At 42.9% G+C, this 18734-nt stretch carries 14 protein-coding genes; 6 read left to right on the top strand and 8 right to left on the bottom strand.

Annotated elements, in window-relative coordinates; all coding sequences use genetic code 11:
• Window positions 1-26: 26 nt before the first annotated feature.
• Window positions 27-494, bottom strand: coding sequence for a MarR family winged helix-turn-helix transcriptional regulator (locus tag MKZ09_RS08870; RefSeq protein ID WP_076126284.1), 468 nt, complete (start codon window positions 492-494; stop codon window positions 27-29).
• A gap of 148 nt (window positions 495-642) precedes the next feature.
• Here MKZ09_RS08870 and MKZ09_RS08865 point away from each other — a divergent pair, with 148 nt between their 5' ends.
• Window positions 643-2139, top strand: a complete 1497-nt coding sequence (locus MKZ09_RS08865; protein WP_076205320.1) for an amidase — start codon at window positions 643-645, stop codon at window positions 2137-2139.
• Between the two features lie 37 nt (window positions 2140-2176).
• On the opposite strand, the gene MKZ09_RS08860 is transcribed toward MKZ09_RS08865, so the two are convergent.
• Entirely contained in the window at window positions 2177-2770 is a 594-nt protein-coding gene (locus MKZ09_RS08860; protein WP_076134036.1) for a TetR/AcrR family transcriptional regulator, read from the bottom strand.
• A gap of 165 nt (window positions 2771-2935) precedes the next feature.
• On the opposite strand from MKZ09_RS08860, the gene MKZ09_RS08855 reads away from it, so the two are divergent.
• The gene (locus MKZ09_RS08855) at window positions 2936-3823 is read left to right on the top strand and encodes an ABC transporter ATP-binding protein (protein WP_076134035.1); all 888 of its coding nucleotides are present in this window, start codon (window positions 2936-2938) and stop codon (window positions 3821-3823) included.
• Window positions 3820-4632 carry an ABC transporter permease subunit gene (locus MKZ09_RS08850; RefSeq protein ID WP_076134034.1) on the top strand — a complete coding sequence of 271 codons (813 nt, stop codon included), beginning with the start codon at window positions 3820-3822 and terminating at the stop codon, window positions 4630-4632. The genes MKZ09_RS08855 and MKZ09_RS08850 overlap by 4 nt, the downstream gene beginning before the upstream one ends.
• 331 nt (window positions 4633-4963) lie before the next feature.
• On the opposite strand, the gene MKZ09_RS08845 is transcribed toward MKZ09_RS08850, so the two are convergent.
• The 4 genes from MKZ09_RS08845 to MKZ09_RS08830 all read right to left on the bottom strand — a co-directional run bounded on the left by MKZ09_RS08845 (window position 4964) and on the right by MKZ09_RS08830 (window position 9180).
• A complete protein-coding gene (locus MKZ09_RS08845; RefSeq protein WP_172628793.1) occupies window positions 4964-5923 on the bottom strand; it encodes a glycoside hydrolase family 43 protein in 960 nt (319 codons plus the stop codon).
• A 104-nt stretch (window positions 5924-6027) separates the two neighbouring features.
• The gene (locus MKZ09_RS08840; protein ID WP_036675639.1) at window positions 6028-6924 is read right to left on the bottom strand and encodes a carbohydrate ABC transporter permease; all 897 of its coding nucleotides are present in this window, start codon (window positions 6922-6924) and stop codon (window positions 6028-6030) included.
• A 53-nt stretch (window positions 6925-6977) separates the two neighbouring features.
• On the bottom strand, window positions 6978-7856 hold the full coding sequence (locus MKZ09_RS08835; protein WP_076138280.1) for a carbohydrate ABC transporter permease: 879 nt from the start codon (window positions 7854-7856) through the stop codon (window positions 6978-6980).
• A gap of 79 nt (window positions 7857-7935) precedes the next feature.
• A complete protein-coding gene (locus MKZ09_RS08830; protein WP_076205327.1) occupies window positions 7936-9180 on the bottom strand; it encodes an extracellular solute-binding protein in 1245 nt (414 codons plus the stop codon).
• Between the two features lie 276 nt (window positions 9181-9456).
• Here MKZ09_RS08830 and MKZ09_RS08825 point away from each other — a divergent pair, with 276 nt between their 5' ends.
• The 3 genes from MKZ09_RS08825 to MKZ09_RS08815 all read left to right on the top strand — a co-directional run bounded on the left by MKZ09_RS08825 (window position 9457) and on the right by MKZ09_RS08815 (window position 16818).
• Window positions 9457-10362: an ArsR/SmtB family transcription factor gene (locus MKZ09_RS08825; RefSeq protein WP_076126270.1), complete on the top strand. Its 906-nt coding sequence runs from the start codon at window positions 9457-9459 to the stop codon at window positions 10360-10362.
• A gap of 480 nt (window positions 10363-10842) precedes the next feature.
• Window positions 10843-15711: a LamG-like jellyroll fold domain-containing protein gene (locus tag MKZ09_RS08820; protein WP_341040793.1), complete on the top strand. Its 4869-nt coding sequence runs from the start codon at window positions 10843-10845 to the stop codon at window positions 15709-15711.
• Window positions 15712-15903: 192 nt separating this feature from the next.
• Window positions 15904-16818 (top strand): ArsR/SmtB family transcription factor, encoded by a 915-nt coding sequence (locus tag MKZ09_RS08815; protein ID WP_076100540.1) that lies wholly within the window; start codon window positions 15904-15906, stop codon window positions 16816-16818.
• Window positions 16819-16867: 49 nt separating this feature from the next.
• On the opposite strand, the gene MKZ09_RS08810 is transcribed toward MKZ09_RS08815, so the two are convergent.
• Both MKZ09_RS08810 and MKZ09_RS08805 read right to left on the bottom strand, forming a co-directional pair.
• On the bottom strand, window positions 16868-17149 hold the full coding sequence (locus MKZ09_RS08810) for a DUF6171 family protein (RefSeq protein WP_076100542.1): 282 nt from the start codon (window positions 17147-17149) through the stop codon (window positions 16868-16870).
• A 12-nt stretch (window positions 17150-17161) separates the two neighbouring features.
• A complete protein-coding gene (locus tag MKZ09_RS08805) occupies window positions 17162-18658 on the bottom strand; it encodes an alpha-N-arabinofuranosidase (RefSeq protein ID WP_076205351.1) in 1497 nt (498 codons plus the stop codon).
• Window positions 18659-18734 lie beyond the last annotated feature (76 nt).

Below are 18734 nucleotides of genomic sequence, written 5' to 3'. Positions count from 1 at the left end.
GCGGCATCTCTTTTTTATAAGAAGGGCTAGGATTCGTTGGGTTGATCGTTCAATTCTTCGAAGTAAACATAGACTCCGTTTAACAGCTCCATTAACGTATCCGTCTGTTCTTTGCCCATGTAATCGATCATACCTTTAAAGGTATTCCGGGATTTCGTTACAGCCATCTCAGCTAGATGCTCCCCTTTTTCCGTAAGCGTAATTTCACTAACTCGGCGATCCTGTGCATCAGAAGTACGCACCACATATCCTTGTGCAATCAGACTATTGAGCATTTGGGTAACCGTAGGAGAGGTGACTTTCAGAAACTTGCTAATCTCCGAAACCGTCTGTCCCTTCTTCCCTTCCCGTTCTTTACCAAGCTTTAAAGAAACCAACATCCGGACCTCACTTGGCTTCAAGCCCCAAATCGTGGTTTTACGCCAATTCATTCTAGCGAATTGTTGGAAAGCCTCCATTAATCCATCCACATTCTGATATTTCTCTTCGTTCATCAGTACACCCCATAAAATCATTTAACACTAAGTATAGCCTAATATGACGTAAAAAAGAATTGATAGATGTCAGATTACCCATTTTCAAAAAATAACTAATGGGATGTATAATATAATAATCATCCTAAATTGAAAGTGGGTATCTAATTTGTCCTTTTCTTACTCTACCTATGACGCTCTAGGACTTGCTTCACTTGTCAAAGCACGTGAAATTTCACCTCGTGAGCTGGTCGAAGCCGCCTTCGCTCGGTTAGATGAGGTCAATCCAGTCATAAATGCGGTGGTGCGCACCCGTCGTGAAGCTGCTCTTAGAGAAGCCGACGAGATGCCTGTTCAGGATAACACTCGGCCGTTTGCTGGCGTTCCGTTTCTATTAAAAGATATTTCCCAATCTATCGCTGGCGAGCCTATCACTTGTGGGGCTATGCTGATGAAGAACAATGTCGCACGGTGGGATTCAAATTATGTTGCACGGATTAGGAAAGCCGGCTTTATTCCACTTGGACATACGAATACACCCGAGTTCGGCTTAAAGAACATTACAGAGAATGTCCTCCATGGCCCTGCTCGTAATCCTTGGAATCTCGAATATTCTCCTGGAGGTTCAAGTGGCGGAGCCGCGGCGGCTGTAGCTTCTGGTATCGTTCCAGTAGCGGGAGCCAGTGATGGTGGTGGCTCCATCCGTATTCCCGCCTCATTCACAGGCCTATTCGGACTTAAACCCACGCGCGGGCGCACACCAGTAGGACCCGGAGCCGGCCGTCAATGGCAAGGGGCTTCTATTGATTTTGCCTTAACCCGGTCCGTCCGCGATAGCGCTGCTATGTTAGATCTGCTGCAGGTTGTGCAGCCGGAAGCCGCCTTCCAGACCCCGTTATATCCGGGCGTATATCTGGATGATCTGTTAAAGCCTACGCAACGTAAACTACGAATTGGATTTACGACTGCTTCCCCAGTAGGTACGCCTGTCTCTGAAGAGGCCGTAAATGCTGTACTCAAAACCGTGAAATGGCTCGAAACTGAAGGACATGCGGTTGAAGAGATAGAGAGTCCTGTGAATGGCACAAGACTGATGGAGAACTACTATACGATGAATGCCGGAGAGGTAGCAGCCATGTTCGTCTCCCTGGAGAGAAATATGGGACGTTCCATAACTGCTGACGATGTCGATATCATTACGTGGGTCCTTGGTGAGACCGGAAAAAATGTTTCAGCGGCCGAATTCGTACATAGTCTGGATGAATGGGACGTTGCAGCCGCCCAAATGGCGGAACTGTTTAATCATTACGACTTATATATAACCCCTACGAATGCAAACTCTGCTCCCAAAATTGGTGAATTAACGCATAAACCTGCAGAGATAGCAAAGCTGCTGCACGTAAACAAATTGCCAAAAGAAGAACAGAGCCGCTTAATTTACGAGATGTTTGAGCCAAGCCTAACCTATACACCGTTCACCCAGCTCGCAAATCTGACAGGCCAGCCAGCAATGAGTGTGCCCGTCCATAAGTCAGCAACTGGCCTGCCGTTAGGCGTTCAAGTCATGGCGAACAAAGGCCGTGAAGATTTGCTGCTTCAGCTTGCTGCCCAGCTTGAACAATCCGCTCTTTGGGTCGGCATGACTGGAAATCCGCTGTTCACCTGATCAATTAAGGGAGATGCTCTCGCAGCTCAAGCTCCCCTTACTCTTTCCCGCAAATGCCATAGAAGAAAATATGGATGGCTTCCTCGATGAAGGCATCCATATCTTCCTGTCTGCTAGCTTCGTCTAGAAGTTCACCCGCATTACGCATATACATTCCCATTAGTGAAAGTATCCCTTTGGTGGATACTTTATTTGAGATTTCTCCCCGCGCTTTCCCATCCTCGACCATCTTCACCAGCACCGGTAAAATGTCATTTGCATATCGTTCCTCAATATAATGGAACATTTCTTGATCCTCAACCATAAGCTCTTTCACAGTTGCGGGAGATAAACCGCTGTAAGTTTCCCTTTCCATGGTTAGAATGTAACCAATAATCTCCTTTAGAGAATGCTCTTGATAAATATAATCTTCAAATTCCTGAATTTCCTTCTGAACAAAGTCCTTAAAAGACTCACTAAGCAGCGCTTCCTTACTGCCAAAATAATTATAAATCGTCACCTGAGAGACCCCTGCTTCTTTCGCAATATCAGCGATCCGTAGACGTTTCGGTTCCCAGTTCTTAAGCATCTCCATGGTAGTTTTCATAATTTTGAGTTTAATCTGTGCTGCTCTCTTCTCAAATCCATTCATAGCTTCCACCCTAACTTCGTTATTAAGTATGTATATTCAAATTTAATGAAATATTTCATTTCAATTATTTCATAATTATATTGACTTCATTAACCACTAGGAATAATATAACATATGAAATATTCATTTCATATTAGTTCATTATTTCGCGGCGGGGGTGGCGGCATGCTGGTTGTAGAAGGCTTAACTAAACGATTTTCGAATGGCAAAGGAATCGAAGATGTAACATTTACCGTAAATAAAGGCGAGGTTTTTGGATTTCTAGGTCCTAACGGTGCGGGTAAATCGACGACCATACGGCATATCATGGGTTTTATGAAACCAGATCAAGGGCATGCGAGTATCCATGGGCTTGATGTATGGAAGGCACAAGGGACAGTCCAGAAGCATATCGGCTACTTACCCGGTGAAATCAACTTTTTTGATGGGATGACTGGCCTTTCTTTCCTTAAATTCATATCAGCCATGCAGGGCATCAAAAATACTACCAAACGCGAGCAACTAATTGAACGTTTTCAATTTGATGCCACCACTCCGATCCGAAAAATGTCAAAGGGAATGAAGCAAAAGGTCGGAATCGTCGCTGCTTTTATGCACAATCCTGAAGTTATTATTCTGGATGAACCCACCTCGGGACTCGACCCGCTTATGCAAAAGGTATTTATTGATCTGGTACTGGAGGAAAAATCAGCCGGAACCACCTTTCTCATGTCCTCACACAGCTTTCAGGAAATTGAACGCACCTGTGACCGCGCCGCAATTATTAAAGACGGACGGATTATCACCGTAAAAAATATTCATGAACTGCAATCGATGCAACGGAAGCTGTTTGAGGTCATTTTTGCGAATAGTGAAGATGCAGTGAATTTTGCCGCCTCCGGCCTACAAGTGGAAGCTCATGAGGGAAATAGGGTCCGCATAGCTGTGCAGGGCAATTATGACCGATTCATCCGCGAAACTGGAAAATACAATGTCCGCAGCATCGACGTATTCACGCAGAATCTGGAGGACATCTTCATGGACTATTATGACCGCGAGGGGGCAGTGCAATGAATCTTCCGCTCTATAAGGAAATGATGCGAGTGAACCTGAAAGGCATATTGAACTACGCCTTTGGTTCTGCCTTCTATATTCTGTTTATGATCTGGCTTTATCCTGGGATTGCGGGGAGTACACAAGCAATTGATGACCTTATTAAGGCGATGCCAGAGGGTGTGGGTAAAGCCTTTGGATTAAATAGCGGATTTACCAGTGCTGAAGCTTTTATCTCCGGAGAATATTATGGACTTATACTAGTTCTGATTCTTTCCATAGTTTGTGTGCAAATGTCAACGCAGCTTATGGCTCGACTCGTGGATCGCGGTTCCATGGCTTATCTGCTCATAGCCCCAACTACACGGAGAAAAGTCGCTACCACGCAGGCACTTGTTCTCACTACAGCATTACTCTTAATTATGGGTGTAACTACCCTCGCCGGATTATTAGGTAAAGCATGGTTCCTTGGCAGTGAATATGACTTTAACAGTGGTCGCTTCGCTCAGCTGAATACCGTGGCGTTTTTATTGTTTTTTGCGGTAGGCGGCCTTACCTTTCTCGTGTCCTCTGTATGTAATGACGAGAAAAAAGCACTCGGAATTTCCGGCGCCATCGCCTTCGGATTTTTCACTCTGGATCTACTCGGTAAAATAAGCGACAAACTTGAAGGACTGCGTTTCCTAACCTTATTCTCCTTCTATCAACCCGGGGAAATCGTTCAGGGCAACGTGGAAATTATTCAGGTCTCCAGTTGGCTGCTGTTGATCGGAGTGTTCACCTTTTCCTTGGGAGTAGAGCTGTTCAGAAGACGGGATCTTCCATTATAAGAGTACCTCATTTGATCAACTTGCTTTTACGCATTCCCAAAGAAACTATCGGACACCGTTGACCTTAAATGCAACTTTAGCACAAATTTGCGTACCTAACGGACCCTAAAGTCGTTATTGGCTTGAAGAACAGCAAAAATGAACCTTTTCTAAAGGAATAGCTGCACTGGGGTCCGCAACCTTGCTCAAATGTCCAAAAATTTGCAAATAGCGTCAGCTGAGTCCTTAAGCCTCAGGAGGGTTATAACTATGACTCTTATAAAAAACAACAGAGCAGTGTTTCTCCACTGGGAGAATCAGTGCTCTGTTGTTTTATGCGACAAATCCCTTTTTATTTCGTATCCGGTCTAGGTACACCAAAGTTTGGCGTTCCGTCTTCATTCCACTGGATTACTTGCACACGTGCGTGACGATTCGGATCGTAAAGCGGATCACCGACAATTTCCTTATAGCTTCTAGCATGGAAAACCAGGATATCCTGTGTGCCATCCTCAGAGACAGTAAAGCTATTATGTCCTGGACCATATTGGCCGTTTTCCTCAGAAGTCGTAAACACAGGTTCAGGTGTCTTGACCCATGATTTTGGATCCATTAAATCACTATTTTCATCAGCAGTCAACAATCCCATACAGTAGTTGTGATCTGTTGCACTAGCTGAGAAAGTCATGAAAATGCGTCCATTACGCTTAAGGATTGCCGCGCCTTCATTCACCAAAAACCCGATTTTTTCCCATTCGTATTCTGGAGTGGTGATGCACACCTGCTCACCTTTTAGTGTCCAAGGGTTCTCCATTTCGGAAATATAAATATTTGAATTGCCAGGGATAGCAGGATCTTTTTGTGCCCAAACGTAATATCTAACTCCTTTATGCTCAAAAGTTGTTGCATCCAAGGCAAAAGATTCCCATTTTGTTTTTATTTGACCCTTTTCCACCCATTCACCCTCTAAAGGATTTACGGATGGGTTTTCTAATGCAAACATGCGATGATCAAATAAACCATCTTTCGTATCAGAGGTATGTGCAGCTGCATAATACACGTACCATTTTCCATCAATATAATGAATCTCTGGCGCCCAAATATTAGCACTCATCAAACCTGTTTCATGCTTAACCCAAATGGTCTTTCCTACAGCCTCAGCCAATCCTTGAATGGATTCAGAACGGCGAAGCTCAATTCTATCGAACTCTGGAACTGAAGCTATGAAATAGTAGTACCCGTCAGTATGTTTATAGATCCAAGGATCTGCTCGTTGCTCAACTAGTGGATTTTTTACATTAAATTCTCTCACAATGACAACTCCTATATTTATCTCTTTTTTTATATTTGCAGGTCACCAAAACACACCCTTCCTTATAAGAAGTCAAGGTGTATTTAAGTTTAAGTTCATTCGATCTAACCTTTGATACCCGAATTCAGGTTGATGGATTGAACGAAGTATTTTTGTGCAAAAACGAATAGCAGCAATGTTGGAATAATCGCCATGATTGCCGAGCCCATTAATTGTCCGATCATACGATAGTTTCCGTAGATGTCTTGCAATAAGAGCAAACCAGCGGTAATTGGCATTTTGTCTACATCTGTGTACACGATAACCGGCCAGAGGAAGTCATTCCACGATCCAGTAAAGGAGAACAGTCCGCAAACAATCAATATTGGTTTAACTAACGGCAATATAATTTGTGCGAAAATTCTAAAGTCACTTGCACCATCAACTTTAGCTGATTCATCTAATTCTTTTGGGATACCGTTCATAAACTGTCTGACCAAGAAGATATTACCCATACCCGCAAGACCAGGGATAATCATAGCCCAGGAAGTGTTCACCCAACCAAAGGAGTCAATGATTTTATACGAAGGAATCAAGTTAACAACGCCCGGGAAGAAGGAGATCCCCAGCAAAGTAAAGAACAATGTGTCTCTTCCTTTAAACTTAATACGGGTGTATCCAAAACCTGTAATCGAAATAACAATAACAACCAGAATGGTGTGAGATGTAGCAATAAACAATGAGTTACCTAACCAACGTAGAATTGGAGCTGTAGAGGTATTGTTTAGGATTGTAACGTAGTTCTCAAAGACCCACTCTTTAGGAAATAGTCTAAAGCCCGAGGATACTACTTCCGTTTGTGATCTAAATGAGGTGGAAATCCCGAATATAACAGGAATGATCCAAATCACACATAGGATACCTAGAAATATATAGGAAATATATTTTGAAATACTTACACTGGAGGAGCCTTTTATTTTGCCTGTTGTATTTACAACTGGATTTACTGCCTGGTTTGACATTTTAGTACACCTACCTTTTCCATTTCCTTGTTAGTCAATTAGTTTCTGCGAACCTATGAAGCATTTCGGTTCATTACAAAATATTGCAGCGCTGAGATCACCAAAATAACTAATCCCAGTAAAACTGCCATAGCTGATGCCATCCCGGCGATGGACTCACCGTTACCGAAAGCTAATTGACGAATATACATCATTAGAACGTGTGTACTTTGTCGAGGTCCGCCATCGGTCATCATTAACGGTTGGCCGAATACATTAAAGGCACCCGCAGTTGTCATAACAAAGGTATAAATTAATGGAAAACGAATAGATGGCAAGGTAATACTAGTGAATTTTTTAATAGAACCCGCACCATCGAGCTCAGCCGATTCATATAACTCTTGAGACACGCCACTTAAGGAAGCACGATAGATAATCATGTTGCCCCCAATACCACCCCATAAAGTAATTACAATGATAATAATCCACGCATAGGGTTGATTTGCAGGCCAAGCAATTTGTGATCCAAATAGATTACCAGTGATCCCAAGTTGCTTATTAAAGATCAAAAGCCAAATTAGTGCGGCTGCAGAAATTGAAATCAAGCCAGGAATATAAAGAATAGATTGAATTAAGCTCTTCATTTTAACTTTTTTATGTTCCAACGCCACCGCGACCATTAATGGAATAATAATCAGCAACGGAACAGACATAGCAACGAAAATCAATGTGTTTTTTAGGCCTCTGAAAAATTGAGTATGAAAGGTTGAACTGTTGTCAAAAAGAATAGCTTTATAGTTATCAAAGCCTACCCATACCGGATCACTCATTAAATTCCATTTTGTAAATGAAGCATAAATCCCATAAATCGTTGGCAATAAAATGAAGACAGCAAACAAAATAACATGCGGACCTACAAAGAAAGCAGGTGCCCAATTGATTTTCTTTTTCATAGGAATTCATTTCTCCTTTTGCACAAAGTAATGCACCATAACATGGCACATTACTTCGTACAATCTATTCTATTTTGCTTTATTTTGCTGCACTGCTGCTTTCCGCAATTTTATCTTCAACAAATTTTTGCATCGTTGCCAAAGTCTCATCAATATCAACGTTGCCACGCACGATATCCGCACAGTAAGTATCTACAGCTTCCGCAATGTATGGGTAGTATTCATAGGTGTAAATGTATAGGGATTCGATTTCTTTTTCATCAGATGTAAAGAAGGATTGCATAAAGTCTTTGTACTCAGGGCTTTGGTTAACTACGTTACTTGCTACGTTTTGTCCAGCTTTTGCCCATTCCATCGAATTCGTACGAACATATTCCAAGAAGTTAGCAATACCCACTTCTTTTTCATCTGTTCTCTTATCATTTTTCAACATAGCGAACAAGTGAGAAGAAGATCTGTTGGTGAATTTATCAGGAGTAGGAGAATAAACATTGGTCACGCCAAAGTTCAAGCCTTCAACCCCAGCATGTGCTGTAGAACTCCAAGTTCCGTCTGTCGAGAAAAGTACATTTTGAGATTGGAACATCAAGTAACCGTCTTCACCAAATGGAGTCATCAGGCCAGCATCGGCAATTTTCTTAACATTTTCAAACGCTTGTTTAAATACAGGGGTGTTAACAGCCGGTTTTCCATCGACTTGGATATCCCCGCCCAAATCTTGAATTTGAGCCAAGATAACCCAGCCCAGCAAGGCATCATTAACTACGTAATCGCCTTCATCCAATTTACCTTTTAAGGAAAGCATTTCATCAATAGTAACAACGTTATCATCCAAGAAGGATTCAGCGTTATATTTTTTCAGCAAATCTTTATTGTAATACATTACGTTACTATGAATATCAAGAGGAACTGTGTATTGAGTTCCATCGATATTACCAGTGTTCCAAGCTTGTGGTAAGTAATTTTCAGCTTTCAGTTCAGGTTGTGCTGGCAATACGGTATCTTGCATGGATTCCAGTACACCTTGTTTAACAAACCCAGGAACACGGTCAGCGTGGATAATTGCTAAATCAGGAACACCTTTGCTAGATGCCAAAACTGTAGAAATTTTTGTGTACATATCAGCCGTAATAACATGTTTTACTTTAATTTCGGGATTCGTTGCATTGTAGTTTTTAACAATTTGATCCATATAAGCACCGTCATCACCGGTCAGCGGTGTCCAGAACGTAATCGTCTTACTATCATCTTTACCACCGCATCCTGCCAAAACTGTCGATAATGTTAGAACCGTTGCTAATAAAACTCCAAATTTCTTTTTCATTACTCTCTCCCCCTGCAGCTGTAATGTTAAGATAACCATTCATGTTCACTTTCTTTGAAAACGATTAACTTGAGATTAGTATACATTCATTGTGAAAGCGTAGTCAATAACATTTAAATAAACTTAACAGAATTTTTTTTCGTTTAATTAACCTTTTGATTCATCTCTCGGAGATGAAAGCGATATTATATTTACTTCGGTTACCTTTCATGTTACTTTATATATAGATTAATAAACTTTACAGTATATGAAATAACTTTGAAAGAAGTGGGTAAAATGCAGTTGGAAATCGACAAATCCTCTCTTGTTGTTTACGAAGCTTTAGCGAGTGAAGTACGCATCAAAATTATTCAGTTGCTCTCCAAAAATAAGATGAACATCAAAGATTTGGCAGAAGAACTTAAAATAAGCAGTCCTATCGTTACCAAACACATTAAAAAACTAGAAGATGCAGGGCTCATAAAAACTGAAAAGGTGCCTGGTAAATCCGGAATGCAAAAAATCTCAATCCTTAGGGTGGATCATATTGAGATTAACTTCCCGAAAAAAATCTTTCACTCCTTTGCCTCCTACGAGACATCAGTGCCGATTGGTCATTATACCGATTATGATCTGAAACCTACTTGCGGACTTGCTACAGATAAGGAGTTTATCGGCAGAGTAGACGAACCTAAGTATTTCATGGATTCTAAAAGAGTGGACGCAGAGATTCTCTGGTTCACGCAAGGTTATGTGCAATATAATATCGCTAATTTCCTAAAAAAAGAGGAAACCCTACAGCAATTTGAGATTAGCTTAGAGCTTTCTTCCGAATTCCCCTTTGCTAATGACGTATGGCCTTCAGACATCACCTTTTCTTTGAATGGCTTGGAATTAGGGACTTGGACGAGCCCCGGAGATTTCGCTGATGCTAGAGGTAAATTCACACCGGAATGGTGGCCACACAATATCAATCAATACGGATTGCTAAAAACGATTAGAATTACAAACCACAATGGAACTTACATTGACGGTGACCCGCTGTCTCAGGTTTCGATAGAGGATTTAGATACGAATTGTGATCGTTGGACCTTTCGGATCGAAGTGAAGGAAGATGCAAAACACGTAGGAGGAGCAACGATTTTCGGAAAAAAATTCGGAAACCATGATCAAGATATCATTTTCAAATTGTACTATCTGTAAATTTTTCATTTATGATCTAAGCAAAACTGGTTTTTTTGCGGGGGTGAACAACTAATTAGCTATTCTTCCTTAGCTCCCCCCCACCTGTTATGCCCTATCCCCTCTCTTTATCTTGCTGATATATCCCGCCTAGTCATCCATTCACCACATTTCACTCTTACCCATTTCAGCAGTAATCACCAGTAGTTAAATCATGTGCCTCTATTTTGAATTTATAATTTATATAAATATAAAAAGATTCATAGATCATTAAATTTCTGTTTGACTATTTGCTGATATCATGCTTAAAATGAGAGCATTATAAAACGTTTTCCGTGTTATGGTTTAGTAATAGATAAATTAAAACCATTTTCATATTCGAAAGCGTTTTTTTAGTAGCTAATTATGTAAGCGTTTTACATTTTTTTCAGTAAAGAAGGGAGGAATTGGAAAAATACGCGTGTACAAGCTCTACATCACTAAAATCGGAGGATCATACATTTGAGAAAAACTACTGGTAAACTAACCGCTTCCCTGCTTGCACTCACTCTATTAGTGCCTGCTCCATTAATTTCTGCAGCTTCTGCAAGCGATTCCAAATCATTCGCATTATCCACTCAGCAACAAACCGCCGATTATTCCGGCCACTGGGCACAAAAAGATTTTCAAACCTGGGTAGAGAAGGGCTTGATTCAGGGTTACGGAAACGGAATATATAAGCCAAATCAAGAAATCAACCGTGCAGAGTGGGTTACTCTGGTTAATCGGGTCTTTAATTTGCAGGAAAAAGCCGAAATAGGCTTCACGGATGTTTCCACGACAGGTGGTTACTACAGCGATATCCAAAAAGCAACCGCTGCAGGATATGTAACAGGTTACAGCGATGGCACCTTCCGACCTGCACAGCAAGTAAGTCGGCAAGAAGCTGCAGTAATGTTATACAGACTGTTCCAACTCAACTCATCTGTTGGCACTTCTGCACCAAAGGATGCTGCTGATTTGCCAGAATGGAGCCAAGAAGCAGTATTGTCTTTACTTGGTGAAGGTTATCTGCAAGGCTACACTGACGGCAGCTTTAAAGGAACTCAGGCTGTAACAAGAGCGGAAGCACTGCGCATGATTGAGAAGCTTGGCGGAGAAATCACGCCTAAGAGCGGAAGCTATTCAGGGATTAACACTCGGAATATGGTTATCAGCAGCCCAGGCGTAGAGTTGAAAAACTCCACAATTTCAGGGAATCTCTACCTTACCGAAGGTATTGCTGAGGGCGATGTCACGCTGAATAATGTCACTGTTAAGGGAAAAGTATTCGTTTCTGGTGGCGGTGAGAACAGTGTCGTACTAAGCGACTCCAATGCTGCTGAAATGGTAGTAGATAAGCATAACGGCAAGCTGCGCGTCGTTACTAGAGGCACAAGTGCCGTACCAAACGTACGCGTACATTCCAGTGCAATACTAGAGGAAGATGCATTAACAGGGGCAGGTTTCAGCCGGGTTATTGTTGAGAATACGCTGCCTAAGGATTCCATCCTCAAGCTGAAAGGAAGCTTTGATTCCGTTGAGCTTCAAGCGTTGGGAGAGCCTACACTCCATCTGACAGCAGGCAGTATTGCTGAAGTTACACTGAAGCAAAAAGCCAAGCTGCGTGTAGAGGCAGGTACAGAAATCAAGAATTTAATCCTTGGTTTCAACGATATCCTAACCATTCAAGGCACGGGTAAGGTTATCTTTGATAGCAAGTACAGTCAGCTAATCCATTTTGAAACACCAACTCCAACGGCTACGGCAACCACTGGTACCGGTGGATCTAACGGCAGTTCTGTTGCTACTTCGGCTCCGGAAGTTACAGCTACTCCGGCTCCAACGGCTACACCAGATCCGACAGCTACACCAGATCCGACAGCTACACCAAATCCGACGGCTACACCTAGTCCGACGGCTACACCTAGTCCGACGGCTACACCTAGTCCGACGGCTACACCTAGTCCGACGGCTACACCTAGTCCGACGGCTACACCTAGTCCTGGAGCAACTGCACCAGCACTCACCAATGTCTCGGTACATGATCCATCTGTGGTTGTGGATAAAGGAACTTATTATGTATTCGGCTCCCATATCGATGCGGCCAAATCAGATGATCTGATGAACTGGACACAGTTCACTAATGGTTATACAACACCGGGCAACGTGATTTTTGGTGATCTGTCCAAGAATCTGGCAGAATCCTTCAAATGGGCTGGCGAGAACGATTCGGACAGTAAAGGCGGATTTTCCATCTGGGCACCGGACGTATTCTGGAATAACGATTATAAGAACGCTGATGGAACAACTGGCGCTTATATGATGTATTACAGCGCTTCTTCTACTTATATCCGTTCGGCGATTGGCTACGCCACTTCGCAAAATATCGAAGGGCCTTATACTTATGGAAATACCGTAATTTATTCCGGTTTCACCAAGGAAGAGGCTTATGACAGTGACAGTAAAGTAAATAAGAAATGGGACAATACAAATATCAAGGACCTTATCGACAATGGATCGCTGGAAGGTGTCAATCCAGATTGGTTTAATGCAGGTGGTTTGTATCAAAACAAAACCTATACAAATGCAATTGACCCAACTATTTTCTACGACAAAGACAACAAGCTTTGGATGACTTATGGTTCATGGTCAGGTGGTATATTCATTCTGGAGATTGACCCAGCGACAGGAGAACCTAAATATCCTGGCAAAGATGGAAAGACCGCTGATGGACGTCTTATCGACCGCTATTTCGGAACCCATATTTCTGGCGGAATGACCAAATCGGGTGAAGGTCCGTATATCGTTTACGACAAGGATACTGGTTACTACTTCTTGTATGTAACTTACGGTGGACTGGACTCCAAAGGCGGTTACAGCATGCGGCAGTTCCGTTCAACAAATCCGGACGGCCCTTATACGGATGCAGCAGGACAGAATGCTGTTCTAACTACCGATGGTGACAACACACCATATGGTAATAAGCTATTAGGAAACTTCATGTTTACAAATCAAAATGCAGACCCGAATTTCCAAACGTATGGTTATGTGTCCTCAGGACATAACTCGGTACAATATGATGATGAAACGGGTAAAATATTTAACTTCTTCCACACTCGTTTCCCACTCCGTGGTGAAACACATGAACTTCGTGTGCATCAAATGTTCACTAACGAAGATGGCTGGCCAGTAACTGCCGTACATCGTTACACGGGTGAAACTATTGGGGCTGTAGCACGGGATCATGTTGTCGGCTCTTATCAGTTCGTTAACCACGGCAAGGATGTTTCAGGCATTATCAAACCTACAGTAGATATCGAGCTAAAAAGTGACGGAACGATCGCTGGATCGTTAACCGGAACTTGGGAATTGAAGGATGAGTACTTCGCTCATTTGCTCATTAACGAAACGGAAAATGGAAACACCGTACAACATCTCTACAAAGGTGTATTTGTGAAGCAATGGGATTCCTCACGCCAACAGCATGTTATGACGTTCACCGCAATGTCAGATCAAGGGATCACTATCTGGGGCAGCCAGATGGAATCGATGAGCGCTGAGCAGATTTTGAACAATATTGCTGCAGGCTTGAGTATTGGTGACACAAGAAAAATATACGATGATATCACCCTTCCTACGGAAGGCTTGCGCGGAGCAGAAATTTCATGGTCCTCTTCCAATGAGGCTGTAATTGCTAACAATGGTAAGGTTACTCGTCCTGAACTTGGACTTGGAAACGCTACAGTTGAACTGACTGCTACAATTAAGCTAGGCGAAGTCGCAGTAACTAAAACCTTCACCGCCATTGTTATGGAAAAAAAGAGCACGCAACTGGAAGACGGCTTAGTAGCTGCCTTTGACTTTGATGGCGACCTTGCAGAAAATGGTGATCGCACAGCTGACGGCATAGTCACCGGAAATCTGATCAACAAGACGGATGGGAACATCACTTTTGAAGCAGGTAAAGACGGTCAGGCAGCCAAGTTTGATGGCAAATCCGGTGTTCGTCTACCTGACGGATTAATTCAAAGTAGCGCATACTCGGTAGGGATGTGGCTGAACCCATCCGAATTAAAAGCTTTTACTCCTGTATTCTTCGGTGCTAAAACCGAAACGAACTGGTTCAGTCTGCTGCCATATGGAAACGGTGGAGCAACCACCAGACTCTGGTTCGGTAGCGAGACTTGGCTAGATGCTGATACAGGCTTACAAATTCCAGTTAACCAGTGGACGCATGTCGCCTTCACTTACAATGCTGGAACAGTCAATATGTACGTAAATGGTCTATTGAAATCCTCTGGAAAAGGATTCACAGATATTTTTGATACAGAAAACGGTGTATTTGCTCTTGGTGTGAACTACTGGGATGCACCATACAAAGGTTTGGTTGATAAATTCCGCGTGTATGATAGAGCATTGTCTGCGGAAGCTGTTGGCTGGCTTGTAAATGGTGAGCCTGATACGAACATTAAAGTAAGTAATATTTCATTCAGTGAAGCTGTTAAATCAGTAGCTGTAGGAAATACTTTCACCCCTCAAGTAAGTGTGCTTCCGACCAATGCCGGAAATAAGGCGCTAACTTGGAGCTCTAGCGATTCCAGCGTAGTAGCTGTTGACGCAGCGAGCGGAATAGTAACAGCACTAACTGTCGGTGGCCAAGCTGTAATTACTGCAACAGCGACTGATGGAAGCGAAGTTTCAGCCAGCTACACAGTAAATGTAACTGATGGAAAAGTAGCTCATTATGCTTTTGATGGCGACCTGGATGACTCCTTCCAATTGAACGGAAAAGGCGAAGTTACAGGAGCAAAAGTAGATAGCCCAACAGTAGGCAATATCACATACGGTAACGGTGTCCTCGGTCAAGCTGCAATATTCAACGGTACCTCCGGTATCCGTTTGCCTGATGGATTAATTGACAGCAATACCTATACCGTATCTATGTGGCTAAACCCTGAACAACTTACAGATGCAACAACTACTTTCTTCGGCGCTGCCACTAAAAATAGCTGGATTAGCTTCGTTCCTCAGAACGGTGGCGGTAAAACGTTGTTATGGTCCGGAGAAGCTTGGTATGATGCTATTTCTGCCATGAAGATTCCAGTAAATACATGGACACATGTTGCGTTTACGGTCAGCAATGGTACCGTAAAAGTTTACCTCAACGGAGTAGAACAGTTCTCTGGTGAGGGCTTCCCGAATGTCTTTAAGAACAAAAACGGCGTTTTCGCTCTAGGCGTCAACTATTGGGATGCACCATTTAAGGGTATGATTGATGAACTGAAGATTTACAGCAGAGCACTCAAGTCAGATGAAGTACAGGCAGAGTATAGCTCGAACGTAGATTAAGCAAGATTTGATTTGAAAAGAGAGCGGAGCCACAGGCTCCGTTCTTTTTTTAAAGTCCCATATTGTAAAAAAAGTCTTTAACTAATATAATCATTAACTATACATCCGAAATAAACGTCGATTTTTATATTGTTATTAATAAATTTCTTAATCATTGGCGATTAGCCCATAAATTTTAATTGGAGGCCATTTATGAAACTTGACCTGTCGGAAGAATCCCTTCCCGTCTATGAAGCTTTAGCCAGCTCAGTACGCCTGCACATGTTGCGTTTGCTTGCCGAAAATCCTATGAATGTTAAGGAATTGGCCGCAGCAGTAAATTTGAGCAGCGCCATTATGACTATGCATGTGCGTAAGCTGGAAGCTGCCGGACTGATCCAGACGCATATGGCACCTGGTCGAAGTGGTCTGCAAAAGATCTGTACTCTAGCTGCTGAAGGAGCAGAAATCACCTTCCCAGGCAGACAAATCAATGAGCGCAAAAGTTATCGCAAGGAAATTCCGGTTGGACATTACTCCGACTTCCTAATCGAGCCAACCTGTGGTCTTGCAACTACTGAGAAAGTGATCGGCAGTTTTGATGATCCCCGCTATTTCTGGGATCTTGAGCGTATGAATGCGGGGATTCTTTGGTTCGGCAAAGGATTTATCGAATATAAAATCCCTAATTTCCTACTCTCCAGCCAGCATCCTGAGGAACTGATTATAACCATGGAAATTGCTTCCGAAGCACCTTCCATTAATAATAATTGGCCTTCGGATATCACATTCACTCTGAACGGAGTGAAGCTTGGATTCTGGACAAGTCCCGGTGACTACGGGGATAGCCGTGGTAAATATACACCAGCCTGGTGGCCAGCACTCACGAACCAATACGGCTTGCTCAAGCAGCTGCGCATTACAGCAAAAGGTACATTTATGGATGGTTTGAAGCTCTCAGAAGTTACCCTTGATCAAGTGAATATCCGTGACAAACAGTGGTCTTTCAAGCTTTCCGTAGATGAAGATGCCGAGCATATTGGCGGGATTACTCTTTTTGGCAAAGGTTTTGGAAATTATAATGAAGATCTAATCGTTGAGTTGTTCTATACGGATAACCAAGAATAAAGCCGCATTCCCCTCCCATTGGAGAGTCGAATGCGGCTCTTATTTTAGCTTAATTCTTTTCGATAAAGGGACCCCACAAGCCACCCCCGGGCAATGGACAACTACGTTCCTTAAGCTTGGCTACTACGGGGATGATGCAGCCGCAAGCGACGCAAGTTACCCCTTCGTGCAGCTTAGGGCAAGTCCCACAAAGGGCAACCCGTTCAGCATAAACTTCATCTGGAACACAAAACTCTGGCTTAAACATGGAAGAAGACAAGATACGATTAATCTGCGTTGGCGTAACTTTATAATCCTCTCTGCATCCCTTGCATGTTGATGTTGTTGACATGGTAACACCACCTTAAGCCTTCGGCGTAATCTCCAGCACAGTTACTGACATTGGAGGCAGTTCAACATTAAGAAGATCGCCCTCCAGAGTAAAGGCAGTGAAGGCTTGCGGCACTAGCGCCTCCGGTTGGCTGAAGGTATTGTGAGCATCAATTTTATCACCGGCAAGTGTTGTGCCTGTCACTTCAACCTTCTTCCCGGAAAGACCACGAAGCTCAAGTGGAACAGCAGCAGAAGCAGCATGGTTCAAGTTGCAAAGGCTGACATGGATGATTCCAGAAGCAGTTACGGAAGCCGAAGCAGATACTTCAGGAATCTCACGGCCTTCAAAGCTGTAAGTGCCACTTTCCAGTGCCAAATCCAGCAGCTCCGCATCCTGATGAACTTTAAACATATTGAACACATGATACGTAGGAGTCAGCACCATCTTTTCCCCTTCGGTCAATATAACTGCCTGAAGTACGTTAATCGTCTGCGCAATATTTGCCATCCGTACCCGGTCACTATGTTTATGGAAAATATTCAAGGTCACGCCTGCTACAAGAGCATCCCGAATAGAATTTTGTTGATACAGGAACCCTGGATTCGTTCCCGGCTCTACATCATACCAAGTTCCCCACTCATCTACGATAAGACCTACTCTTTTATCCGGATCATATTTATCCATAATAACGCCATGTCTGGTGATCAGCTCATCCATGCGAAGGGCTTTCTCTAATGTACTAAACCATTCACTCGTTTCAAAGCCTGTAGCTGCACCTTTATTCTCCCATGCTGGACCAGGAATTGTATAATAATGCAGAGTAATCGAGTCCATAAAGCGTGTTGCCTCACGCATCAGAACCTCCATCCAGTGATAATCATCCACGTTAGGACCACAAGCAATCCGGTGAATACGATTGTCCCCGTAATTACGTACATACGTCTGATATTGGCGATAAAGATCTGCATAATATTCTGGACGCATATTCCCGCCGCAGCCCCAGTTCTCATTCCCCACGCCAAAATAAGTCACAGCCCAAGGCTCTTGATGGCCATTCTGCTGGCGAAGCTCGGACATTGGAGATACGCCTCCAAAGGTTAAATACTCCACCCATTCGGACATCTCTTGAACGGTACCACTGCCCACATTACCGTTAATGTAAGGCTCACATTCCAGCATCTCACATAATTCCATGAATTCATGTGTACCAAAATGGTTGTTCTCAACCGTTCCGCCCCAGTGAGTGTTGATCATACGTTTACGACCTTCACGGGCTCCGATACCATCTTTCCAGTGATATTCATCCGCGAAACAGCCGCCTGGCCAGCGAAGTACAGGAATTTTAATTTCCTTAAGCGCTTTCACGACATCATTACGAATACCGTTGGTGTTAGGAATAGTTGAATCTTCTCCAACCCAAATCCCTTCATAAATACAACGGCCAAGATGCTCAGAAAAATGTCCGTAAATATTTCTGTTAATCGTCCCTTTGCGAATGTCAGTATTAAGGATCGCACGTTCTGCCATGGTTAAATACCGCCTCTCAACGTTTATATTTTTATTAACTAATTAATAATTATATAAACATTATAAGACGCTGCTT

Source organism: Paenibacillus sp. FSL R5-0908 (assembly GCF_038006245.1).
In the GTDB taxonomy this organism is placed as follows: domain Bacteria; phylum Bacillota; class Bacilli; order Paenibacillales; family Paenibacillaceae; genus Paenibacillus_AQ; species Paenibacillus_AQ odorifer.
Note: the sequence above shows the minus strand (reverse complement) of the source record. Positions and strands in the feature narration are given on the sequence as shown.